The 24,289-nt window shown below is 33.4% G+C and carries 25 protein-coding genes and 1 tRNA gene; 15 read left to right on the plus strand and 11 right to left on the minus strand.

All coding sequences use genetic code 11. The features are described 5' to 3' along the window. Nucleotides 1-49 precede the first annotated feature (49 nt). The 5 genes from OPR37_RS05905 to hemF all read right to left on the minus strand — a co-directional run bounded on the left by OPR37_RS05905 (nucleotide 50) and on the right by hemF (nucleotide 2,958). A complete protein-coding gene (locus OPR37_RS05905; protein ID WP_007302351.1) occupies nucleotides 50-745 on the minus strand; it encodes a 16S rRNA (uracil(1498)-N(3))-methyltransferase in 696 nt (231 codons plus the stop codon). A 32-nt stretch (nucleotides 746-777) separates the two neighbouring features. Next, a tRNA-Glu gene (locus tag OPR37_RS05910) sits at nucleotides 778-849 on the minus strand. 60 nt (nucleotides 850-909) lie between these two features. Beyond that, entirely contained in the window at nucleotides 910-1,740 is an 831-nt protein-coding gene (locus OPR37_RS05915; protein WP_007302352.1) for a hypothetical protein, read from the minus strand. 3 nt (nucleotides 1,741-1,743) lie between these two features. Beyond that, entirely contained in the window at nucleotides 1,744-1,992 is a 249-nt protein-coding gene (locus OPR37_RS05920) for a hypothetical protein (protein ID WP_019078621.1), read from the minus strand. Nucleotides 1,993-2,133: 141 nt separating this feature from the next. After that, nucleotides 2,134-2,958, minus strand: a complete 825-nt coding sequence (gene hemF, locus OPR37_RS05925; protein ID WP_213863754.1) for an oxygen-dependent coproporphyrinogen oxidase — start codon at nucleotides 2,956-2,958, stop codon at nucleotides 2,134-2,136. 159 nt (nucleotides 2,959-3,117) lie between these two features. Between hemF and OPR37_RS05930 the strand changes: the two genes are divergently transcribed. The 3 genes from OPR37_RS05930 (at nucleotide 3,118) to OPR37_RS05940 (ending at nucleotide 7,390) form a co-directional block, all read left to right on the plus strand. Further along, entirely contained in the window at nucleotides 3,118-5,598 is a 2,481-nt protein-coding gene (locus OPR37_RS05930; RefSeq protein WP_007302355.1) for a response regulator, read from the plus strand. A gap of 86 nt (nucleotides 5,599-5,684) precedes the next feature. Continuing rightward, a complete protein-coding gene (locus tag OPR37_RS05935; RefSeq protein ID WP_006014513.1) occupies nucleotides 5,685-6,527 on the plus strand; it encodes a ParA family protein in 843 nt (280 codons plus the stop codon). Next, on the plus strand, nucleotides 6,524-7,390 hold the full coding sequence (locus tag OPR37_RS05940) for a ParB/RepB/Spo0J family partition protein (protein WP_264684888.1): 867 nt from the start codon (nucleotides 6,524-6,526) through the stop codon (nucleotides 7,388-7,390). The genes OPR37_RS05935 and OPR37_RS05940 overlap by 4 nt, the downstream gene beginning before the upstream one ends. Nucleotides 7,391-7,474: 84 nt before the next feature. Here the strand turns inward: OPR37_RS05940 and ispD are convergent, their stop codons facing one another. Continuing rightward, nucleotides 7,475-8,680, minus strand: a complete 1,206-nt coding sequence (ispD, locus tag OPR37_RS05945) for a 2-C-methyl-D-erythritol 4-phosphate cytidylyltransferase (RefSeq protein ID WP_264376683.1) — start codon at nucleotides 8,678-8,680, stop codon at nucleotides 7,475-7,477. A gap of 101 nt (nucleotides 8,681-8,781) precedes the next feature. Here ispD and OPR37_RS06350 point away from each other — a divergent pair, with 101 nt between their 5' ends. The 10 genes from OPR37_RS06350 (at nucleotide 8,782) to OPR37_RS06000 (ending at nucleotide 17,604) form a co-directional block, all read left to right on the plus strand. Continuing rightward, nucleotides 8,782-9,669 (plus strand): alpha/beta hydrolase family protein, encoded by an 888-nt coding sequence (locus tag OPR37_RS06350; protein WP_418089957.1) that lies wholly within the window; start codon nucleotides 8,782-8,784, stop codon nucleotides 9,667-9,669. A 49-nt stretch (nucleotides 9,670-9,718) separates the two neighbouring features. Next, entirely contained in the window at nucleotides 9,719-10,792 is a 1,074-nt protein-coding gene (locus OPR37_RS05960; protein WP_213863752.1) for an AI-2E family transporter, read from the plus strand. Between the two features lie 346 nt (nucleotides 10,793-11,138). After that, nucleotides 11,139-11,462: a hypothetical protein gene (locus tag OPR37_RS05965; protein WP_264684889.1), complete on the plus strand. Its 324-nt coding sequence runs from the start codon at nucleotides 11,139-11,141 to the stop codon at nucleotides 11,460-11,462. An 8-nt stretch (nucleotides 11,463-11,470) separates the two neighbouring features. Continuing rightward, on the plus strand, nucleotides 11,471-13,018 hold the full coding sequence (gene ltrA / locus OPR37_RS05970) for a group II intron reverse transcriptase/maturase (RefSeq protein ID WP_096097167.1): 1,548 nt from the start codon (nucleotides 11,471-11,473) through the stop codon (nucleotides 13,016-13,018). After that, nucleotides 13,015-13,176, plus strand: a complete 162-nt coding sequence (locus OPR37_RS05975; RefSeq protein WP_012481963.1) for a hypothetical protein — start codon at nucleotides 13,015-13,017, stop codon at nucleotides 13,174-13,176. The genes ltrA and OPR37_RS05975 overlap by 4 nt, the downstream gene beginning before the upstream one ends. 18 nt (nucleotides 13,177-13,194) lie before the next feature. Next, complete coding sequence (locus OPR37_RS05980) at nucleotides 13,195-13,830, plus strand: HdaA/DnaA family protein (protein ID WP_007302365.1); 636 nt, start codon at nucleotides 13,195-13,197, stop codon at nucleotides 13,828-13,830. Nucleotides 13,831-14,201: 371 nt separating this feature from the next. Further along, nucleotides 14,202-15,188, plus strand: a complete 987-nt coding sequence (locus OPR37_RS05985) for a site-specific tyrosine recombinase (RefSeq protein WP_265016848.1) — start codon at nucleotides 14,202-14,204, stop codon at nucleotides 15,186-15,188. Nucleotides 15,189-15,244: 56 nt separating this feature from the next. Then, on the plus strand, nucleotides 15,245-15,970 hold the full coding sequence (locus tag OPR37_RS05990; protein ID WP_012481964.1) for a lysophospholipid acyltransferase family protein: 726 nt from the start codon (nucleotides 15,245-15,247) through the stop codon (nucleotides 15,968-15,970). A gap of 43 nt (nucleotides 15,971-16,013) precedes the next feature. Next, on the plus strand, nucleotides 16,014-16,283 hold the full coding sequence (gene rpsT / locus OPR37_RS05995; RefSeq protein WP_007302369.1) for a 30S ribosomal protein S20: 270 nt from the start codon (nucleotides 16,014-16,016) through the stop codon (nucleotides 16,281-16,283). 79 nt (nucleotides 16,284-16,362) lie between these two features. Then, complete coding sequence (locus OPR37_RS06000) at nucleotides 16,363-17,604, plus strand: citrate synthase (protein WP_007302370.1); 1,242 nt, start codon at nucleotides 16,363-16,365, stop codon at nucleotides 17,602-17,604. A gap of 44 nt (nucleotides 17,605-17,648) precedes the next feature. Here OPR37_RS06000 and OPR37_RS06005 read toward each other — a convergent pair whose 3' ends face one another. From OPR37_RS06005 to ruvA, 5 genes are all read right to left on the minus strand, one after another. Further along, nucleotides 17,649-19,121: a hypothetical protein gene (locus OPR37_RS06005; protein ID WP_265016849.1), complete on the minus strand. Its 1,473-nt coding sequence runs from the start codon at nucleotides 19,119-19,121 to the stop codon at nucleotides 17,649-17,651. Between the two features lie 30 nt (nucleotides 19,122-19,151). Beyond that, on the minus strand, nucleotides 19,152-19,331 hold the full coding sequence (locus OPR37_RS06010; RefSeq protein WP_019236822.1) for a hypothetical protein: 180 nt from the start codon (nucleotides 19,329-19,331) through the stop codon (nucleotides 19,152-19,154). Between the two features lie 292 nt (nucleotides 19,332-19,623). Further along, nucleotides 19,624-20,853: a hypothetical protein gene (locus tag OPR37_RS06015; RefSeq protein ID WP_019236821.1), complete on the minus strand. Its 1,230-nt coding sequence runs from the start codon at nucleotides 20,851-20,853 to the stop codon at nucleotides 19,624-19,626. A gap of 268 nt (nucleotides 20,854-21,121) precedes the next feature. Beyond that, nucleotides 21,122-22,111: a Holliday junction branch migration DNA helicase RuvB gene (gene ruvB / locus OPR37_RS06020; protein ID WP_007302374.1), complete on the minus strand. Its 990-nt coding sequence runs from the start codon at nucleotides 22,109-22,111 to the stop codon at nucleotides 21,122-21,124. Next, the gene (ruvA, locus tag OPR37_RS06025) at nucleotides 22,108-22,680 is read right to left on the minus strand and encodes a Holliday junction branch migration protein RuvA (RefSeq protein WP_007302375.1); all 573 of its coding nucleotides are present in this window, start codon (nucleotides 22,678-22,680) and stop codon (nucleotides 22,108-22,110) included. Before ruvA ends, ruvB begins: the two co-directional genes overlap by 4 nt. Nucleotides 22,681-22,979: 299 nt before the next feature. Here ruvA and OPR37_RS06030 point away from each other — a divergent pair, with 299 nt between their 5' ends. Together OPR37_RS06030 and OPR37_RS06035 are read left to right on the plus strand one after the other, a co-directional pair. Then, on the plus strand, nucleotides 22,980-23,504 hold the full coding sequence (locus OPR37_RS06030) for a c-type cytochrome (RefSeq protein ID WP_007302376.1): 525 nt from the start codon (nucleotides 22,980-22,982) through the stop codon (nucleotides 23,502-23,504). Between the two features lies 1 nt (nucleotide 23,505). Further along, nucleotides 23,506-24,261 carry an alpha/beta hydrolase gene (locus OPR37_RS06035; RefSeq protein WP_007302377.1) on the plus strand — a complete coding sequence of 252 codons (756 nt, stop codon included), beginning with the start codon at nucleotides 23,506-23,508 and terminating at the stop codon, nucleotides 24,259-24,261. The last annotated feature ends 28 nt before the right edge of the window (nucleotides 24,262-24,289 follow it).

Consider the following 24,289-nt stretch of genomic DNA (forward strand, 5'->3'; position numbering starts at 1 on the left):
CAGATTTCTTTATATAGAGTGTCAAGTTGCACTAGCCATATTAAAAAATCTAGCTATACCAATTGGTGAAGGTTAATGCAGCAACTACAGCAGTATCAACTCTCAAAATTCTTTTTCCTAGACTCAGTTTCTGACAAAATTTATTGGCAGAATCAAGTTCGCAAGATGAAAAACCACCTTCGGGGCCAACAATAATAGCAACGTTTTTCTTGCCTTTTAGAACTTTATTAGGAGGTTGTCCTTCACCTGTTTCATCACACAAAACAAAATTTTTATTCTGGGAATCGGATAATTCACAAAAATTAATAGGAAGAAAAATCTGTGGTATACTTGTCCTACCGGATTGTTCCGCAGCTTCAATTGCCTGTAATTTCGCTCTACTTAGGTTAATGTTTTTTACTACTGTACGTTCTGTTGAAATAAATTGAATGCAGGTTACTCCCATTTCAGTTGCTTGTCTTACTATGTTGCTTAAGGCGCCGCTTTTTACCAGAGCACAATACAAATATAGATTTTTTTCATGTTGTTGTTGTTTAGTGCGTTCTTTTATTATAATTTTTGTCGATTTACTTGATATATTCACTACTTCTCCTAACCATTCTCCATCCTTTCCATTAAAAAGATAGATGTTATCATGCTTCTTAAGCCGCATTACATTGTAAATATAGTGACTTTGTCGTGGATGAAGCGCCAAACTTACATTTTGTGATAAAGCTTCTTCAACATAAAGCCTAATTTTTTTCATTCAAAACTTTAGTTATTTGCATTCTGTTTGAGTGACTCTTACGGGATTTGAACCCGTGTTACCACCGTGAAAGGGTGGTGTCCTAACCACTAGACGAAAGAGTCGACTTGAATCTAACTGAGTTATATCGATTATACATATAAAGTCAATTCAATTATTTTGAATCACACAGTTAGAGTAGTGATTTTATATCGACAGCCTCCTATTACCCCATGTTCAATGCTTACTGAACCTATCTCAGATTTAGGAGCTTTAGATCCTAATTCTAATTTTTGTTCAACTTTTGTATCTGAATCATAGCCAGAATCGTATCCAGAATCTCTACGCTCAAAATTTTGCCTTATTTCTTTTACGTTAAAGCCAGCCTTGGTCTTGATTTGCTGACTCGCTGGCTTATTAGCACTTTGCTCATTTAGTTTTACTTGCAAATTATTCACTTTATCCTTCACTAATCCATGATAAGTCCCAGAATTATCTTTTATATGTTTTGCTTGTCTTTCTGATCTCTTTTTCGATAAATCTACTTTAGCATAAATAGGCTCTGGTTGCTCTTTATGATTTAAGCTAGTGGGCTTTTTTTGCTCTGAGAAATCATCTACATCTTCATAAATAGGTTCTCCTGATATACTAGAATAACCACTATCTTTCAATGATAAATTTTCAGTAGATCTTTTATGCAAATCATATACTTCAGCATAAATGGATTCTTCCGATACGCTCAACTCTTCTAATGAGTTACTAACCTTAGCGTCATATACCTCATCATAAATGGGCTCTTTTAAAAGTAAAATATCATCATGCTCAAAAATCCTAGGAGGTTTTTTAGGTGAGTTGGCCTTAAATTTTATCTCTACTTCCTCTTTAAGCTTGTCACAACTTTCCGTTTGTTTCAAAATCTCCAATATTTCTTTTCTTTCTTTTTTTATTAGCTCACCAAGCACTAAACAACATTTTTCTTTATGATCTTTGAGACTGTCCTTATCTCCGTACTGCATAGCTTATGATGCTATTTTGTATTGAAGGATTACATTTCCTATACTATTATTTATCTCATTAATATTTGCTCCAGCACTAATAAGTAACGTCATTACATTATGATCAAGATTTGTTACTGCATACTCTAAAGCTCGATTTAAAGTTTGATCATTATTCAAGTCAAATGACCCCTTGTTCCTAAAAGGATTAATTCTAGAAAAGAGTTTTTCAAAGCTGTTTACTATATTATGAAGACTTAAAGCTAGCCTCACGCCTCTTATATTGCTATTTCTAGCGGATTTAATTAAAAAACTATCTACTTATACCCATGATTGTACCCCTCTATACAAAAGCTCACCATATGTGGTACAATCTTAAACTATAACGATTTATTTTATATTAATAATCGCTTTTCACACCCACTTAACAAGAGGAGGCATCGACATCATAATTGCATCGGGGTTACCATTAGTCATTAAACCAAACCTTGTACCACGATCATAAAGAAGATTGAACTCCACATATCTGCCACGTTTTATCAATTGTTCTTCTCGTTGTTCTTTTGTCCAAGATTTTTGCATATGTTTGTGTATGATGTGTAAGTAAATTTCTAAAAAGGCTTCACCTACTGCTTTTGTGAACTCAAAATCGTTTTTCCAGTTGCCAGAAGTTAGATTGTCATAAAAAATTCCACCAATACCACGTGGCTCTTTTCTATGTTGTAAAAAAAAGTAATCATCACATTGCTTTTTAAATTTCGGATAATATTCGATGTTGAACTCATCGCAAGTTGCTTTAATTGATTCGTGAATATACTTGCAATCTCCCTCATCCTTATAAATTGGAGTAAAGTCCATTCCTCCACCAAACCATTGTTTTGAGGTATATATCAATCTTGTGTTCATATGTGCTGCAGGGATAAGGGGAGATTGCATGTGAGACACTAAAGATATACCGCTTGCCCAAAACTCTCCATTGCTTTCACTTGCACCAGGAATTTCATTAATGGCTGAGTCTTCGAGCTTTCCGTATACTCTTGAAACGTTTATTCCAACTTTTTCAAAAATATTACCAAAGATAATTGTAGATTCACCACTTCCTCCACCTGGTCGGTTCCACTTTCTTTTTTCGATTTTTGGTTGTGTGAATGACTGTACCTCAATTGATAAGAAAGATTCGGTGATCTTGTTTCTCAGTGCGCAGAACCATTCAAATGCTTGTGTCTTTTGTTTTTCCATAATGCCTTCTGTTGGCTTATTAATATTATTGTACTCTATATTTACAGGACTTAATTAGATTGGGATAGTAACTACTCATCAAGGATGTTAATAAATCTATAATAATTAAATCAATATAGTAGAATATTTTTATATGTGCAAGGATGCCAAGCAATAATAATGAGTAAAAGATACATAGATAACAAAAAAGAGAACAGAGTTGACTTCATACTAAGAAATTATGGGATGTCAATTATTGTGATGGCAGTTATTATGTTCTTACCTCCAATAGCAATATCAGTACTCTATTTTTCTAATGTATATAGTCAGCATGTTAATATAGAGATTAATTTATTAATTAGCATTCTAATGACTCTCTTTGTGGTATATAATATAAAACGTTACAAGTATCTACTTAATATCATAGAGTTTCAAAATGCAATATTTGCAAATGCGCTGAATCATAATACAGAGTTTTGTCTCATTTTACATAAAGATGAGGGTATTATTTATGCTGATGCGAGGTTCTACGAAAGGTTCAAAGATCACATAAACGATGATGTTACGCTAGATAAAATTCTTGAAGCAGGAGATGTGTCAGAAAAAGACAGAAAATCACTCTATCATGCGTTAAGAAATAACACTTCTGTAAAAGTATGCATTTCCTTAAGCAAGAAGAGTAGAATATCTAACTTTCTTTTGCTCTCTGAACCAATACCGGATAATCCACAAATTGCTATAAATAGTAATAAGACTTTAAATTTATCATTAGCCCCAATAGCAAGACCGAATGGGTATTTTGTACTGAAGGCAACACAGGTAAACAAAGAGCAGGTATATGAAGAGTTGATAGAGAAACACAATATAGCAACTTACGTTGCAAATACAAAAGGAGGTATCTTATCTGTAAATAAAAGATTTTTAGACATGTTTGAACTAAAAAAATTGGAAAAAGGTAGCTCAATCAATGATTTTATATCTCAATCTAAGTATGACGATACAATAACCAAAAATGAAATTATGTTTTTTACTATAAGCGGTGCTCCATTTAAGGCTTATATGAGTACTGCTATATTTTGTGATAAATACAATCATAGCTATATACACGGCTTTATAACACCAACTGAATCAAATATTGTTGATTATCAACTACACCCTTGTTTTACAAATTCGTCAATTGCTATTGCACAATGCGATATAAATGGCAATTTTATAAAGAAAAATATAGCATTAGTAAAACTTGCGGGGTCAAGTAATGATTCTATCTTTGCATTGATATCAGATGGTTATCATATGAAAGTGCGTGAATATTTTTCAAGTAATAGGATAAATAATGCGTCCTTTGATGTGCAGCTCAATGGCGGTAATAACATGAAAATATATTTTAATAAGTTTCTTCATAATAAAGTGATGTTCATACTTTGTTATTTTATTGATAATACTGAACGTAAAAAACTAGAGATAAAACTTGAGCATTATCAAAAGGTGCAAGCTATAGGGCAATTAGCAGGTGGTATTGCACATGATTTCAATAATATATTAACCGGAATAATAGGATTTTGTGATTTGCTTTTACTCCAGCACTCAGCTAGCGATCCATCTTTTGGAGATATAATACAGATACAGCAAAATGCAAAACGTGGGTCAAATTTAGTAAGACAACTGCTTGCTTTTTCAAGAAGACAGACTTTGCAGCCAAAGATTATTAATGTAAATGGTACGATAGCTAATCTTTATGAAATGATCAAAAGATTAATAGGTGAAAATATAAAATTTAATATTTATTATGGTAGCGATTTGGGTGCTGTTAGGGCTGACCAAGGACAATTAGAGCAAGTTATGCTTAACTTAGCAGTTAATGCTGGTGCTGCTATGGAAAAGGGGGGAGAGTTAACTATACGAACCTTTAATCAAAAGGTTGATTCATTAAATTCTACACCTCAGGATATGTTTTCTCCAGATAAGGAAACGATTGAACATGGGAATTATGTTGTGATTGAAGTGATTGATACTGGATGTGGAATGACGAGTGATATAATTGAAAAGGCATTTGATCCATTTTTTTCTACCAAAGATATTACTTCTGGTACAGGTCTTGGCCTCTCTACTGTATATGGCATTATTAAACAAACCGAAGGATACATCTATGTTGCTAGCAAAGTGAATCATGGAACTAAATTTAGCATATTTTTGCCCATAGTTTACATATCGGATGAAAATGATAAAGAGGAAGATAGTAAAGAAATAGAGAAACCGGTAGAGATTAAAGGTAATGGTATAATTTTATTAATTGAAGATGAAGATTCAGTAAGGGAATTTACTGCTAAGGCTCTTACAAGAAAAGGATTTAATGTAATAGAAGCGAGTATAGGCAGCGAGGCACTAGAGATCATTAGAAAAAAAAATCAACACATAGATCTAATAATCACTGATGTAATCATGCCAGAGGTGAGTGGTCCAGAAATAGTTAAAGAAACATTGATACATAGGCCAAACATCAAAGTTATTTTTATTTCTGGGTATACAGAGGATGCTTTTTTAAAGAGCGATGAAATCAATATAGAAGACTTCCATTTTTTACCCAAACCATTTACTCTGAATGAGTTAGGAAATAAGGTTCAAAGTGTGTTACACAAGACAAAAAAAGGCAGTTTACTTTGAGCATGATTGGCAACAAAAAAATTTTTCTAATGCAAAAATTTCTTGCATATATACAATAGAGTTATTTTATACATAAGATAAAAGGCGTGAGCAAGATCATTGCAATAGTAAATCAAAAGGGTGGAGTTGGTAAAACTACAACTAGTATAAATTTATCAACAGCCTTTGCTGCTGTGGGAAAAAGTACTTTACTGGTAGATCTTGACCCTCAAGGAAATGCTAGTACAGGACTTGGGATTTCTTATCGTAGCAGGGAAGAAAAAAATATATATAAAATACTGCTGAGCAGCGAAAGTGAATTGGTGGAATCGGCAATTTTCAATATAAAGGAAATTCCAAATCTATCGCTGATTTCATCAGTGGTTGACTTATCAGCTGCAGAAATTGAGCTATCACAACTTGAGCAGGGAAAATTCGTACTAAAAGATACGCTAGAGAAAGTACGTAATAATTATGAGTACATAATTATCGATTGTCCTCCATCACTTGGTCTGCTTACTATCAATGCTCTGACCGCTGCTGACTCGATTATTGTTCCTCTTCAGTGTGAATTTTTCGCTCTGGAAGGATTGAGCCATTTAGTTAAGACTGTAGAGCTGATAAAAAGAAATAACCTAAACCCTTTCCTGTTAATAGAAGGAATATTGCTCACAATGTATGACAGACGCAACAAACTTAGTGAGCAGATTAAAAATGATATTTGCCAATATTTAAATGATAAAGTATATAAAACTATTATCCCCTTGTATGAGACCATTATTCCACGTAATGTACGGTTATCAGAAGCGCCTTCTCATGGAAAACCTGCTATTGTATATGATCTTAAGTGTCCTGGTGCACAAGCATATATAAGTTTGGCAAAAGAAATTTTAAAGAAACACATGAGCATCTGTAAAGAGAAAAAGCTGATAAGTGAGGGTGCAGCGTGAAGGACAATAGGCGCTTAGGTAGAGGTCTTGCTGGCCTCATAGGCGATAATTATGGTAATAAAGAAGATCGGTTACCTATTTCATTACTACACCCGAGCAAATTTCAGCCGAGAAAATATTTTGATGAGGAGTCATTAAAAGAACTTGCAGGTTCGATAGAGAAAAATGGTATAATACAACCTGTTGTGGTGCGCAAAGATCCAAGTAATGAAGGTTATGAAATAGTAGCAGGGGAACGTCGTTGGCGAGCAAGTAAGGTCATAAATCTTGATAGTGTGCCGGTTATCATAAAAGATTTAAATGACAAGGAATGCTTAGAAGTATCGATAATTGAAAACATACAGAGGCAAGATATTAATCCAATAGAAGAAGGTGAGGCGTACAGAAAACTAATAGATGAATTCTCCTATACACACGAAGAATTAGCCTTAACTTTAGGTAAAAGCCGCAGTCACATAACCAATATGATACGAATGCTGTCACTCCCTAATGGAGTAAAAACAATGATCAACGAGAAAAAATTGTCTATGGGTCATGCAAGAGCATTGATTAATGTTGAAAATGCGGAAATTATTGCAGAAAGAATAGTTTCTCAGGTCCTGAGCGTTAGGCGAACTGAAAAATTGATAAAAGACTTACAACAAAATAACGACCGAAAAGAGCATAAGTGTACTAAAAATCAAGATATGGCAGTATTAGAAGGAGCTATATCTTCTCAGCTTGGTTTAAAGATCAAAATTAATGACAGTAATTCTAAGGGTAAAGTCATGATACGTTATAACAACTCAAATGAATTGGATTTTATATTGAAAATTTTGAATAGAAGACTTGAATCAGCTATTAATGTCGAAAGTAGCTCATAGAAATTTCTTGACAAATCTTCCCACTTTCCTTGCAATGGAAGTGAAATGGTGGAGTTTGTCAAGTAAGTTATTTCGTTTCTACCTTCAATAAAAATTTGCACGCAATAGCACAGAAGCATACGTTGCTATTCCCTCATTTCTTCCAATAGAACCTAATTTTTCCGCTGTGGTTGCTTTGATATTTACGAATTCACCATTAATTTCTAATATTTTTGATATGAATTCCTTCATTCCTGCTTTGTAAGGCGATATTTTAGGCTCTTCACAAACTATAGTAATATCTAAATTAGACACGCTATATCCTTTTTCCTGTGCTTTTTTAGCAGCAAAGTCAAGAAAATGAGATGAATTGCAATCCTTCCATTTAGAGGAATTAGGAGGAAAATGTTCTCCTATATCGCCACATCCTAGTGCTCCGAGTATTGCATCAACGATTGCATGTATTGCAACATCACCATCGGAATGTGCCTCTATTGCCATATTATGCTCAATTTCCACACCGCAAATTTTTATAAAGCTCTTAGCATCATTTTGAATTTTAACAAATTTATGTATATCATAACCGGTTCCGACACGGAATTTTGGCTCTCCAAAGAGAAGTTTTGCCATATTGATATCCTCTTTTGTAGTTAACTTAAAATTCTTTTTCTCACCTTCAATAATCGCAACATGTTTTTTATGCTCTACCATTAGTGATGAATCATCAGTAAATTCTTTGACTGATTGATGGCACGATAATAATTCTCTGAAATTAAAAATTTGAGGAGTTTGCATGGCTCTAAGTTTTTCTCTTGAAATCGTAGATTCAATGAAATTATTACTCACCAACGATATAGTATCCTCGACTTCTATTGCTGGAACTACTCCTGTATATTGACCATTAATCATAGATTCAATCAAGTTGTTTATTAGAATATTTGATACAAAAGGCCTACAAGCGTCATGTATAATAACAAAATCTGGATTGATCTTTTGCAAACTCTCCAGTCCAAGTTTAACTGAACTCTGCCTGCTTTTTCCTCCACATACTGGACTCAGCAATTTAGTATCTATAGTTGATGACGTAACTTCTTTATAGAAATCTTTTTGACTTTCATTCACTACCACTCTTATGTAACTTATGTACTGATTAGCTAAGAATTTCCTAATTGTGTGAAATAAAACAGACTTACCTGCCAATTTTATATACTGTTTAGGGATTTTGGCATTGCATCTACTGCCTACTCCTGCTGCAACTATTAATGCTGCTATCTTGTATTCCTCAAGTCTGTTAGTGTACATGCTTACCATTTTCGGTGTTAATACAAGTTATCTAGCATTTTAAAAAAGTTGATCCAATTCTCAAAAAAGAATATTCTTTTACTAGGTGTAATATATGCTAGAGGAAAATAATACACGTTGCTAAGTATAATAAAGAAAATGAGATACATCTTATATTTTTTCATGGAATAGGTGATAATTATAAGAATGCGGCCAGGTATATACAAGATAGATCTACATATCTCCATAGGTCTAATTTTCACACTCATGCACATAAATACCCAATTGCATTTCAAAACTATATAACTTACGCAATAGCTAGTTTCTTGTTTTTAGGAACATCAATACTATTACCAACTTTAATATTACTTACTAATCCAATGACATCTAGTACAGCAAGTTTAGCCATCTTAGCAGCTTTAACTTGTACCTTTTTATCTGTACCACCACTCATGATTCCATTTATAAATAAGAATCAAAGCTTATCTAAGTCTTCAATAGAAAAAATCAATGAATTAATGGAGAAGGGTGTGAAATCGGAAAATATAATACTTTTCGGCCATTCTTTTGGGGGAGCAGTTGCATCAGAAGTATTAAAATATTTTACAGACAAAAATATTAAACTTGGAGGCGTTATTTTTACTAGCACTTTCAGCTCTTTTCATAATGCAATAAAGCATTTTCCAATTCCTCAAGCAAAAATTTTAAGTGTACTGCCCTCATGCTTATTGAAAAAGATGCTTAAGGTCCTAAATTTAGATTTTGATATAGTAAGCAATATACAAAAGCTACAAAATGATAATATACCAATAGTAGTCATTAATCATGAAAGAGACACCTTAATACCATATCCTGCACAATTGGCAAAGGCAGTAGATGATCTATTGTTAAATAGAAATTCGATTAAGATCGTTAATCTGAGAGGCTTTACAGATAACCCGCATAACGGAGTTTTATCTAGTTGGCAATTGAGTGAAAATTTGGCTGATCTCATGCCTAATAAAATAATGAATAGATAGTACTTACAAAAAACTTTATATTTTTCGGTAAATTAACTATTCTAAACACATGCAAAAACGTCATATAACTATTTGTTGTGTACTGCTTTTCATAATAGGGGCATTATTTTTGATGCGTCCTATGATTGTTCCGTGTCTAATATCTGTTTTTGTTGCACATCTATTTAACCCGCTAGTAACCAAGTTTGAAAAATATAGAATACCGCGTTCATGTTCTGTAGTTTTTATAACACTTGCCTTATTGATAGCTTTTATATTAGTTATTACATTTGTTTTACCTATTATATATTTTCAAATTACTTTAATATTAAATTTCTTAGTAAATAAGATACCTTCATTAAAGCTTAAAGTGATTCCTTCTGTGCTAGAATTTCTTAATATAAAAACTGAAGATAGTTTATTTGATCATTTGTCTAAAAATCTAGTAGAAAATTACAGTGATTATATATCTTATTTTATAAATGCTCTTAGCATGGGCAGTAATCTTATAATTCAAGTGCTAAATTCAAGCTTTAATTTGATTTACATGGTATCATTAATAGCTATTACGCTTGTGGTGTTTTTTTATGTATTACGTGATTGGCCTGCAATTGTAGAAAAGGCTAATAAACTAATTCCCATTCTTTACAGAGAAAAAGCTGCAGGTTATTTTTCCAAAGTAGATTTCATTATATCTAATTACCTAAGGGGACAGTTAAACGTATGTATAATCATGATGATCTTTTACTCCGTGGGCCTTAGCATAATTGGGCTGAAGCATTCTGTAGCTATTGGAATTTTATCAGGAATATTAACATTTATACCCTATATAGGGCCATTATTATACACTATTATCGGATTTTTGAGCGCCATTACTCAATTTAGTGGATGGTTTGAAAGTGCTGCTGTCTTGCTATTATTTAGTGTTGGTCAATTAATAGATTCAAGCATATTAGTGCCTTTATTAATAGGAAAAAAAGTTCATATACATCCAACTATCATTATTTTAGGAGTTGTCATATGCACCTCATATTTTGGGTTTATAGGTATATTATTTTTTATTCCAATAATAGCAATGTTCAGTGTATTAGTAGAATATGCAGTCAATAAATATTTTGAAAGTGAGCTTTATAAAAATGGCTAATTAGTTCACGATAAAAAAAGGATCTCTGATACATTTGAGAGATGGTGCGACCTGAAAGTCTTCGGTCATATTGTTTAAAAGGAGAGGAATTCATTCAGAAAGAAACTGAAAGGATTCTAAAACTTATTAAACCAGATGTTTTGCCGTCTGAGTCTACGCATCAGTGCGAATCGGGCAACCGGTTGGTGCCAAGCGATGCGGACAATGAACCTCCTCTTGAAAAAGAAGATGCTCAATCGTGAGAGGGGCATAAACTGCAAGCATCATGTGGTTGGAGGGCTAGGCTTAGTGGTATGGTGAACGTAAGTGAAGTTTCATAAGTATCGTAATTACGAAAGAGCTAAAGATGCTGATAAGCTCTGACCAAAAGGTAATGTGGATAAGTTACATTCTTCATTTCTGGATGTACGCAAATAATAACTCCACCGGTATAGAGAAGCCACCTAACCCACTGTTGTATGACTGGAGAAACAGGGTAAGCCTGTACTTTCGCCTACATGGCAAGCAAACCGCAAGGAATGCTGATGGAAGTGCAGGTAAAGGAGAATGGAGAAAGCGAATGCCATTTTGTAACGAAATGGATAGAATTTGTAACATTAATTCGCGTGAAAACGAGCAGACTTCCATTTGGTCCCTCGTGACAAGAAACTTTGTTAACCACTTAAGGTAGGAAAGCAGATGATTACAAGTAAACCTGTAAGTTCATCTACCGAAAGCTTTGAAGCATGGAAGCAATTGCCATGGAAGAAATGCCAGAAAGTTATTGTGAGGCTACAAAGACGTATTGTTAAGGCTGTCCAAGAAGGAAGATGGGGTAAGGTAAAAGCTTTACAACATCTTCTCACACGCTCTTTTAGCGGAAAAGCTTTGGCTGTTAAGAGAGTAACTGAAAACCAAGGAAAAACCACAGCAGGTGTAGATCGTCAACTATGGTCAACTTGCAATGCTAAATTTCAAGGAATAAAGCTGTTAAAACAAAGAGGATATAAACCTTCTCCGCTCAAACGAATTTATATCAGTAAATCTAATGGCAAAAGAAGGCCTCTCGGTATACCCACGATAAAAGATAGAGCGATGCAAGCATTATATCTGTTTGCTCTGGAACCGATAGCTGAAACGATCAGTGATCGTCACTCCTATGGCTTTAGACCTAAAAGATCCTGCGCGGATGCTATTGCTGCTTGTCACTTATTACTGGCAAGACGCAATCGACCACAATGGATACTAGAAGGTGATATCAAAGGGTGCTTTGACAACATTAACCATGAATGGCTTATGAAGCATATTCCTATGGAAAAGAAAATTCTTCATAGATGGTTAAAAGCTGGTTTCCTAGAATCGAAAACTCTGTATCCCACAACTGCTGGCACTCCGCAAGGAAGTATAATTTCTCCAATACTAGCTAACTTTACCTTAGATGGTCTTGAACAGTTATTAGAAAGTCGCTTTGGTAAATTAGGTAGCAAAAGAAGAGGAAAAATCAGAAGTGGAGTGAATGTAATCAGGTACGCAGACGACTTTATTATTTCAGGTTTCACACATGAAGTACTGGAAAAGGAAGTTAAGCCTTTAGTATCATCTTTTCTTCATGAGCGAGGTTTAATTCTGTCAGAAGAGAAGACAAAGATTACATCTATTACAACAGGGTTTGACTTTCTTGGTTGTAATGTACGTAGATATAATAAGAAGTTAATTATTAAACCTTCGAAAGAAAGTATTAAAAGACTTCTTAATAAAGCACGTACATTGATAAAAGCAAATATAGCGAACACTCAGGCTATAGTAATTAAGTCACTCAACTCTCTACTGAGAGGATGGGGAAATTACTATCACCATGTGTGTGCTAAAAAAGCGTTTAGAAAGATCGACAATGAAATTTGGCATAGTTTATGGAAATGGGCAAAGAAAAGACATCCTCGTAAAGGATTACGTTGGATAAAGAATCGTTACTTCAAAGTAATGGGTCAACGCCAATGGGTTTTTGCTGCACCCATATGCAAGAACAAACCAAAAGAGATACGGTATTTAAGACTGCTTAAGCTGATTGATATACCTATCAGACGACATGTTAAAATCAGAGCGGATGCAAATCCCCTTGACTTAAAATGGAAAAAGTATTTTGATGAGAGAGTGAAACGAACAAGAATGTTAGCAAGCTCCTTTTCAAGAGAAGGTTCTCTACTGTTGGTGTCACCATTAAGAATGATGTTTCCTGAGGAATCATGAAGGACAAGCCGGTTCTAGAAAAGAAGAACTTAGATAAGGGGCTCAAGCGTAGTGTGGGGAAACCTGCATGCTGCGTTTCTAAGGGAGGGGGTAGTAGTAATACTGCTTCCTTACCTGACCAAGTAAATTTTTATGCAAAAATTATTATCAAAAAGTAGTAATGTAAGAGGCTTTACGTGCAATTAAATTTATTTAACAATAATCAAGTTGATTATTGTTGGCAAAATTATATCACCTTAGATGAAAATAAGCACGTATATAACTCAATAGTTAATGATTTATCTTGGAAATGCCTGATTCTTTTTGGACCTAACAGCTCTGGGAAAACTCACCTTGCTCATATCTGGCAATCAAAAAACGATGCTATTTTCATTGATGTAAATAATTTTGTAAGCGAAATGAGGTACAGCGATGCGTTTATTTTAGAAGATGTACAAAACATTAAAGATGAGGAAATGTTGTTACATTGTTATAATTACATGAAAGAAAATGATAAGAGACTGCTAATTACTTCTTCGATTTTACCGAAAAAGCTTAACTTCAAACTAAAAGATTTAAGCTCGCGAATATTATCAACTATCAGCGTAAAAATTTTACCTGCAAGCGAAGAATTATTAAGAATTATGCTAATAAAACAATTTTCAGATAAACAGTTAAAAATTGATCTAAAGGTAATTGATTATATTCTAGCAAGAATAGAACGTTCTTTCCACAGCATTAATAAAGTTATAGAAAAAATAGATAATGAATCTATAGGATCAAATGTAACCATTCCTTTTATTAACACTTTATTAAAAAAAAGTGCAAATTGATTCCTTTTTTTGTAAGGTATTTATTACATATATTAAAAATTTATTAATACCCATACAATAATGAAGTTGAAATCACTATTTCTTTATGTTAAAATTATAATAAATACTATGATATAATAAGAATAAACAGACATAGCTAAGGGAAATTTTATACGATAGTAAAACTTACTTTACAGGATGTTTTTTATAGACTCAATGTGATAATTGAAATATGGTAAAAATAAGATCAAATTTAAAAAAAAGGTTAAAACAAAGGTTTGTAGTACTTACTTTATTGATAAATGCTTTGTTTATCTCATATTTTCTTATAAAAAACACAAAAAATACTTTCAATCAAATTATAGTCAAAGAAATAAATATAGGAGCTGATAATGAAAAATAAACAACCACAAAATAAAAAAGAGAATCTTTACATCACGTATTACATAGATGCTTTGGTTTCTGAAAAATCCTCTACACAAAATACTTTGGAAAGTTATCGTTCAGATTTACACCAACTTGAAAAATTTTTATTAGAAGGAGGCACTACCTTAGTTGGTGCAAGTAAAGCTAATATTAAAGATTATGTAAACTTTTTACGTACACAAAAGAAATATAAAACTAGTTCTATATCAAGAAAAATATCTGCTATCAAAAATTTCTATAAGTGCCTATTTAATGATGGAATAATAGATTTTAATCCAGCACCGGCTAATGATAATGAATTAAGAAATCCAAAGGTTTCCCGTCCTTTGCCTAAGTATTTAAGTGTTCAAGAAATATTTTTGCTCATGGAAACAGTAAAAAAATCAGCAAGCGGATCGAATAAAGAGATAAGCAGTAAAAGGCTATGTGCAATTTTAGATATTCTTTACTCTTCCGGGATGCGTGTTTCTGAACTAATTAATATGAAGTTATGTGAAGTATTACATTTAGTAAACGGTAATGGTAAAGAAGGCTATATAATAATAAAGGGAAAAAGTAGCAGAGAAAGGCAAATCCTTTTTAATGAGCAAGCATTGCAAAGTCTTAAAAATTATTTATCAATTCGTGACAATCTGCTTCCTAACAACAAAAAATCTGATTGGCTATTCCCAGGTGATAAACCTAATAAACCCATTACAAGGCAAAGAGTTGGTCAATTAATAAAGGAATTAGCAAGAAAGTGCGATATTGATGAAAATAAAATCTCTCCACATGTGATTAGGCATTCTCTTGCTACCCATCTACTGAATAGCGGAGCAAATATTGTGCTGATACAAAAAATTCTTGGCCATACTAATCTTCCTACAACACAAATATATACTCATATTGCTAATGAAAAGTTAAAGGACAAATTAGCTGATTCTCATCCTATTACTCAGATGATCAATAATTAAACTTATTGCTTTTAGTTTTGTAGTAAAGTTAAATTCAAATAAGTTTACGTGTGTTTGTGATTGCAAGTTTATTGTTTAATTTACTCCTTATATTATGGGAAGTATTCTATACTTTAATTACTCTCCCTGTAATTTTCTTTCCTGAGTGTGTAATAACCATTTTCCTTGTTTGCTCGGTGAGAGTTGTATTATTCATGTTGCGTTTATTATGTGGCATTAAATATGAAGTGAGGGGAATGGAAAACATTCCTAAGCAACCTTTTATAATTGCATCTAAACACCAATCTCCATTTGAAACATTTATTTTTATACTACTCTTTAGAAAAGCAGTTTTTATTTTAAAACGTGAATTGAAATGGATTCCATTCATTGGTTTACATCTTATAGCGCTGAAAATGATTTTTATTAACCGTTCAGATGGTATCAGTTCTATACGCCATATAATTAAACTAGCAAAAATGCATATAAAAGAAAATAGAAGCATAATAATATTTCCTGAAGGCACAAGAACGACTATAAACCAAAATATAAAATATCAATCGGGTATTGCTGCTTTATATAGCGTATTATCTGTTCCTGTGTTACCGATTGCTTTAAACACTGGTTTGTTTTGGCCAAAAAGCATACTTTCTCTGAGAAAGAATCCCGGAAAGGCGGTAATAGAAATATTACCTCCCATATATCCTGGGTTAAACAAAAATGAATTCTTGCAAAGTTTAGAAAAAATCATTGAAGAAAGAAGTAGTAGATTAATTGCAGAAAAAACTGATATTGCAAATTAACAAAAAAACTTTATAATTAAAAGAAAAGTACAGGTATTAATATATGGCAAATCATAAGAGTGCTAAAAAAATGATGAAGGTAATAGCAAAGCGTACTTTAGTAAATAAGATGCGAAAAAGCAAAACTCGTACTGCTATTAGAAGATTAGTTGATATAATCAAGTCTGGTGACAAAGAGAATGTTGTCTTGGCATTTCGGAATGCTGAATCCAATTTACACAAATGTGTAAATAAAGGTGTCATTCATAGGAATACTGCTGCACGTAAAATAAGTCGCTTAAATGCAAAAGTAAAAGCATTGATGACCGCTTAATACGGTTAATGTAAAGTTAACTGTATTAATATATACTTTTCAGTTTGTATATTCTGTATAAAATTAAGTAGCTCAAGTGATGGATAAAAAAGCATTATTGGAACTAAGTAATGGGTCAAAAATTGATCTGCCCGTATTAAGTGGAACAGTAGGTCCTGACGTGTTAAATATTAAGGATTTATATAAGACGACAGGATTATTCACTTATGATCCGGGGTTTGTTTCCACAGCTTCATGCTCTTCCACAATTACATTCATTGATGGAGATGAAGGAGTTCTTAAGTATAGGGGACATGATATAGCTGATTTGGCAGAGAATAATAGTTTTACTGCTGTGATTTATTTATTGCTCTATGGTGAACTACCCAGTTCAGAGCAACACAAAAAATTTCTTCTCAAAATACAAGAATCATCCAAAGTATCAGAGCAAGTTACAAATGTAATCAAAGCATTTCCAAAAACTGCTCACCCTATGTCGATTTTAGTTGCATGTTTTGCAAATTTGTCAGCATCTTACCATGAAACACATGGCAACAATGTCAATGGTGAAGATTTAGATTTTGGAATTTCTGCAATAGCACAAGTTCCTGCAATTGTTGCAATGATTTATAGACATATCAACAATCAGGAATTCACAAATGCTAATAATAAATTAAGTTATAGTGAGAATTTCTTAAATATGATATTTGGCAGTGCTGTTAATAATACCCTTTTTGTAAAAGCTCTGGATAAAATATTTACTCTCCATGCTGATCATGAACAGAATGCTTCTACAGCAGCTGTCAGATTGGTAGGGTCAGCTGGTTCTAATCTATTTGCAAGCCTGTCTGCAGGAGTTGCTACACTTTGGGGTCCAGCACACGGTGGAGCTAATGAGGCAGTTATAAATATGCTAAAAGAGATAGAGCAAAGTGGAGATGTAGATAGATTCATTGAGAAAGCTAAAGATGATAAAGATCCATTTAAGCTAATGGGATTTGGACATCGTGTTTATAAAAACTATGATCCGCGCGCGCTTATATTAAAGGATGCTTGTCATGAGATTTTAAGCAAACTAGAGCAAAACAATGAATTACTTGAAATTGCAAAAAAACTTGAAGAAATAGCTTTAAAGGATGAGTATTTTATTACACGTAAGTTGTATCCAAATGTTGATTTTTATTCAGGTATAATAATGAATGCTATCGGTATCCCTTCAAGTATGTTTACACCCATTTTTGCACTTGCAAGAACCACTGGTTGGGTTGCCCAGTGGTATGAAATGGTAAACGATAAAGAAACCAAGATTTGTAGGCCAAGGCAGCTCTACCTTGGCAAATAAACTTTCATTCACAATTCATCTTTGAATAGCCTAATTTCCTTTAGCTATAAAATACAGCAAGATGATTTTTTACTAGTTGATGTCTGCTTTTTTGCAGAACATTGGTCAGGCTGTGATATAGAAGGTTGGTTAAATGTTGTTTTGGGCTTATTAAAAGAAGATCGTGCTGAAGAAGGGACAAAGCCACTATCTTTAGCCGAAGCATCATCCCCACCTTTACCTTCACCATAGTAGTCGGGCCTAAGGAATTTGCTTGAGTTTTTAGCATGTGATTTACCTATAACTGAATTCTTAGGTGAATCACCAAAACCACTATCTGCACTTGTATCTGCACTTGGTCCATCCGTCCCTACTTTTTCTTCAGAAGGGGCAAGAGTTTGTGGTTTCATAGCTGGCACACGCGCAGGATCAATGGACAGTTTATAATCCTCATTGATTACAGAGCTTTCTATGACTTTATTCATCACACAGTAAGTAATGTCTGGGTTAGCACAATCTATTGCATATATTCCTTTAACACTAAGCCCTAGCTTTAATAGCACAATCTCGTCAACACAATCTTCCATATTATTTAATACATCCATGCCAAATATCTTATTAAGATGCTCAGCCTCTTCTCTTTTTAAAAGTATAAGATGATCATTACTACACTTAAAAACAGGGATTAAAATCGACTTTTCTCCTTTTTTCAGATAGTCAGGGCGTCTTTTATCAGAGCAAGGGACACGCATTATATTATTAACTGACGTGCCTGCTTTGCAAAATAAATCAACTGGCAAAAATTTTCTGTCTACAGAAAGTGGATCATCAATATTTGAAACTTCAAAAGCACGATACTCAATCATTGAGGTTTCTTTTACAATATTGTTAATGAACTCAATCTCATCAAAAACGTTTGACTTTATATATATCTCATTACCCTTAATTTCTAAAGCTTCCTCAGGAGACTTCCTATACTCTCTTATCTTTGATAACAATAAACCTTTAAACCTGTCTTGTAATTCTCTACCATTGGAATCAAAACGTATAGCATATAGGTAATTTTTTCTATCCTTAACTTCTAACTCCTCCCCCCAATACTTGTCCATAGAATCTGGATCTTTTTCTACTAAATAGTTCTTTTTACTATATACACAATAATTGGCTAGCGAACATTTTAAATTAAAAACCACCTTATTATCTATTGGTATTGAAAATTTATATTTTTCTTTATCTTTTTTTAGAAGCTTTTTATCACATTTAAAAGGAAAAGAATTCATATCAAAAGACAATCCAGCCATATCATGTCTCTCATCTATTTCATATTCTCCATAATACTTATCTACTATACTTTCTTTCAACTTACTCAGGTAGTCCATGCATTGCTCTTTATCCATGTTTTCATCAAATGAGATAACTATATGATCCTTGTAAGAACCTTTTTCTACGACCAGATTAGTAGCAATAATCTCATGATAATTAAGAATAACATTAAACGCTCTTACTAATTCTCGATTTATTTCACTTTTATTAGGCATAACGCCACCCCCTAAATTAAATTAACATAATTACTTACTACTACCTTGACCACTAGATTGATTTTTCTTTCTTTCCTCTTCACGTTTAATCCTGTCTCTAAAATCATCTATTGTAACATTTTCACCCCTCAAATTTCTCAGATTAATCTTTCCTCCTCCTGGAGCAGTATTATCAAATACTCTTTTGCCTGAATCATTGTTACCATGCATATCAACCTCTAAATTAAATTATTATGTAACGAGTATATTAAGAATCAATTGTCAGCACAAGCAGTTTTTTAACATAAATTTTATTCACCATTTTTATACTCCTGGATTCCAGACTGGGATGACAAGAGAAGAAGTGCTGGAATAACAACTTTTTAAATTAAGTTTTCTGGATCCCAGTGTCAGCTACTTGGATGACAAGAGAGAGAGCTACTTGTCCGCCATGTCATTCCAGCACTTGATGCTGGAATCCAGATAAAAAACCAGTCTGGAATGAAAAAAAGAGAGAGAACCTTTACACACTTCTCTCTTTGCTAACTGAAGAAACATGGTTTTCAACTCTTACATTATCAGTTAATCCTCCTGGCAGTTCAACAGAAGCATTAGACTTAGTAGCTTCTCGCTGATTACTATTGCGTCTATATTTAGCTCCTTCTTTATCTAATCCCCTTGCATCGCATTTAAAGCGCTTAACTCTCCTGCGTTCCTTTTGGTGTGGAGCAGGTGGACAGACAGCTAATTTTGGTTTTTCAGTTTTCTCTTCTTTTGCTTCTTTCTTTTCTTTATTCATTTTTTCCAGTTTTGGTACTTCACTATTTTTGTGACTTATAACAGGTTTAGGTAGAGTGTCTACTAATTTTTCTATAGGCTTTGGTAAAATAGCACGTTCTTGCTTGTCTAGAACAATTGGCATTGGAACTTGAGATGAAAAATTAAATAGGGAAATTGGTGTGATTTCATTCACTTTTGTTTCTATTTCTTGACGAACTTCTTTTGATTCTGTTTTTTCTGCTTTTTTGTCTCTTTTTTCCTCAGTTACATCTTGCTCTACTACTGCTGCTAAATCAACTGCAAAAATTTCTGCAAACATTGCAATGACTGAGCCCACGAGAAAAGTTTGAAGCTTCAATTTTAAATTTTGCAACGCTTGCAAACGTTCGAGTATTGCTATTTCTTCTTCAGGAGATAACTCACCGCTGAGTAATTTCTCCTGCAATTCTTTTATCTCTTTGTCTAGCCTTTTATCCCAACTTAAATCTAAATCTTTTTTGAAGATCTTTTTAACTAATTCCTTAAGCTTATCACGCAAAAACTTAATTATCGAAAGAAGCAGATTTTTCTCTTTCTTCTCCTTGAGCATTTTGTAGACTTTCGGATCTACATTTACTTCAAAAAGATTAAAGAGGGATTCAAAGAAATTTGCGAATACCCCTTGATTATCATCAGTAAAGTAATCCTCATTATCTTGTATATGTAGCTCTACTTGAGATAATGTTTCATCAATGCAACTCGCAGCCTGACGCTCAAGCTCTATTCTCTTGAGCTCAGCTTTCCTAGCAAGCTCCTCCATGAATCCTTTTAATTCATTGAGCTTCTGCTCTGCAGAGAGATCTTGCTCTCTGATTCGATTAATGTAGATTGAGCTACCGTCCTCTTCGTTGTTATTGATTAAAAAATTTTTCATTGCTTTTTCTCCATTAATTGAATTACTGTTTCTATAATTGTTTAGAAGGCTTTTTACCATTTTATCTTAAGTCTATAAAATACAATAACTCAATCTTATAATATGAAGTATTTAATAAGTATTAATCTTAAAAAATATCAATAAATTATTGATATTTTTACATTCATACTATATACAGCCTAGCATATATTACGTAATTTTTCAAGAACATATTCACTATAACAGAAGACTTTCTTATTTGCCTCTAAAACACCTGCAAATCATATAATAAAAGAATATTATAATGTTTAATGTAATACTATACAATGTTATAAAATATAGTATAATACTAGCATACCACTGAATTAATGCTGAGATATTCCCTTGCTTGATCAGTTAAAACACGTCCTCTTGGTGTGCGCTTTACAAAACTGACCTTGATTAAATAAGGTTCTACTGTTTCTTCAATATTGCCAACATCTTCAGATAGTGCAATAGATATGGTGTCAATTCCAACAGGTCCTGAGGTGTTAAACAAAAATCTCAGATAATCCATATCTAATTTATTTAGTCCCATTTTATCTATACCCAATTTTGATAGTGCAGAACCGGCAATTTCACAGGTAATTTTTTTATCATCTTTTACTTCAACAAAATCTCTTATTCTTCTGAGTAATCTCAAAGCAATTCTTGGAGTACCACGGGCGCGGCAGGCAATTTCCTGCACAGCATCCTTTTCGATTTCAGCACAAAGAACTCTTGCACCTCTTTTTATAATATCAACCAGTTCCTCAAAAGAATAAAACTCAAGATGCAGGGGAATACCAAAACGATCCCTCAGCGGTGCAGAAAGCAGTCCAAGCCGTGTTGTTGCCCCAATCAGTGTAAATGGTGGTAAATCTATTCTTAAAGTTCTGGTAGATGGGCCCTCACCTACTAGTATATCTAGGCAAAAATCTTCCATAGCAGTATATAAAACTTCCTCAATGCTACGATTTAATCTATGAATCTCATCGATAAATAGAACATCTTTTGCATTTAAAGTAGTGAGCACTGCAGCTAAGTCCCCAGCTTTACTAAGCAATGGACCAGAAGTTGCACGAAAGCTAACCCTTAACTCCTTAGAGACAATTTGTGCTAAAGTTGTTTTACCAAGCCCTGGAGGACCATAGAGCAATACGTGATCCAAAGCTTCAGCTCTCGTCTGTGCAGCATTTATAAACACTTTTAAATTTTGTATTAAGTCTTTTTGCCCGACAAAATCATCAAGTTGCTCAGGCCGGATATTTAAATTACGTACATCTTCAGAGTATTCCTTACTACATGATATTGACTTCATATTGTTTTAAGCGCCATACGAATAATATCTTTAGTGTCCAAGTTTGGTGATTCATCTTCTATTTTTTTTATTGTATCATAAGCTTTTGTTCTTTCATATCCAAGATTGATCAAAGCTGAAAGAGCATCTTCACTAATTGAGTGAAAATGATTGTTATTTATCTCTAATTTACTTACTTTGCCATTCAGCTCAGTAATAATTCGATTTATGAGTTTCAGGCCAAGTCCACTCACCTTAAGTGCTAGTTTATCCTCATTTATAATTGCCAAAAACAGTTGCTCTGGAGTTAATTTGCTCAAAATTGACATTGCGGTTTTATAGCTGACACCGCTCACTTTAACTAATAAACGCAGACACTGCTGTTCTTCTTTACTTATAAAGCCATATAGCTGAGTAACGTTTTCTCTGCTATTTGCATAAGTGTCGATAAGTAATTTTACTCTACTTCCAATCGAACAAGCACTTAAAGTTTTGGCTGAAAGATATACTATGTAGCCAACATCATTCACATTCAGGATTATGTGATCGCTACACACCTCATCAACTATTCCTCTTAGATTTCCTATCATTTCTAGTACTTTATAAAATTCAGTTTAAATGCTCCTGAATCTTAGGTCAAGCAAACGAACATTATAGAAGTAGTTCCAGTTTCAATCATTGCAGACAAGTTTGCAGGAAATCTATTTTAATATGTTATTCCAGATCATTATGTAATTGAACCACAAGTTACTCCGATAGAAATAGAATTGCAGTCTCCTAACTTAGCTAAGTAATAGAAATTTCTATCTTTGGTGAAATAAAGGTAATTGTTTACTGTTTGCGAAAATATTTGCATAATTTAAGTAACATTACTTGATAAGAATTAACTATGGAGCTTAATAAGATTGCAGCATCGATTTTACTTTCTGGATTAATAATTATGATAGTTAGTAATGTAGTTGATATGCTCTACAACCCAGAGGATTATAAAATTGAACACCAAACAATAGTAGCAGCCAGCAATGAGCCTCAACAAAAGATTGAACAAGTGGCACTTGATATTGGAGAGCTCATGCAGAATGCTAGCTTTGAAAAAGGCAAGTCAGCAGCAAAAAAATGTATAGCTTGTCATAGTTTTGAGAAAGGTGGAATGAATAAAGTGGGGCCAAACTTATGGAACGTGGTTGGAAATAAAAAGGCCCATCTTGGCAGCTCATTCAATTACTCAAAAGCACTACTTGAAAAAGGTGGGAAATGGGAGTATGAGGAGTTATTTGCTTTTTTAAAAAATCCAAAAGCCTACATAAAAGGTACACGTATGGCATTTGCAGGCATTTCCAATCCACAAGAGATTGCAGATCTAGTCAGCTATTTGCGTTCGATGAGCGATAGTCCGGTTGCCTTGCCAAAGTAGTATGAATTATTGTAAATTACTCGATGGAAGTAATGGCCATATAGCATATCGAAAGCTACAAGGAAAGAAGGCTTCTATAGTTTTTTTTAGTGGTTTTGCATCCAATATGGATGGAACTAAAGCAACTGCCGTTTACAAATTTTGCCAAGAAAATGATATAGCACTTGTGCTCTTTGATTATTTTGGCCATGGTAATTCAAGCGGTGATTTTGCTGATTATACAATAAGTGATTGGCAAAAAAATTGTGCTAAAGTGATAAGTGAATTAACTAGCAATAAACAAATAATTATAGGTTCAAGTATGGGAGGATGGCTGATGCTGCTCACTGCTCTTCAATTTCCAGAAAAAATTGCAGCATTAATCGGCATATCGTCTGCTCCTGATTTTACTGAAGATTTGATATTCAAGCAATTGTCAGGCAAGCAAAAAGAAGAACTAGGTTCTAAAGGTGTAATAGATTTTACTTCGGAGCATTGTGCATACAAAATAACTAAAAATCTGATCGAAGACGGTAGAAAGAACCTTCTTTTAAACAGAGAAGCAATAGATATAAACTGTCCTGTGCGCTTATTGCATAGCATTAATGATAAAGATGTTCCTTATCAAACTTCATTGAATTTAGCTGAAAAAATTAAGTCAACAGACGTTGAAGTACACTTAATAAAATCAGCAGAACACAACATGTCTGATAATCATTCACTGAAAATTTTATTTAAGACCATCAGAGAATTTTTGCCAGGAGAAATATATAATTGAAGTAATTCAGATGTGTTTGTCGTAAGAG

The sequence above is a fragment of the Wolbachia endosymbiont (group B) of Lycaena phlaeas genome, assembly GCF_947251875.1.
Taxonomy (GTDB): Bacteria; Pseudomonadota; Alphaproteobacteria; order Rickettsiales; family Anaplasmataceae; genus Wolbachia.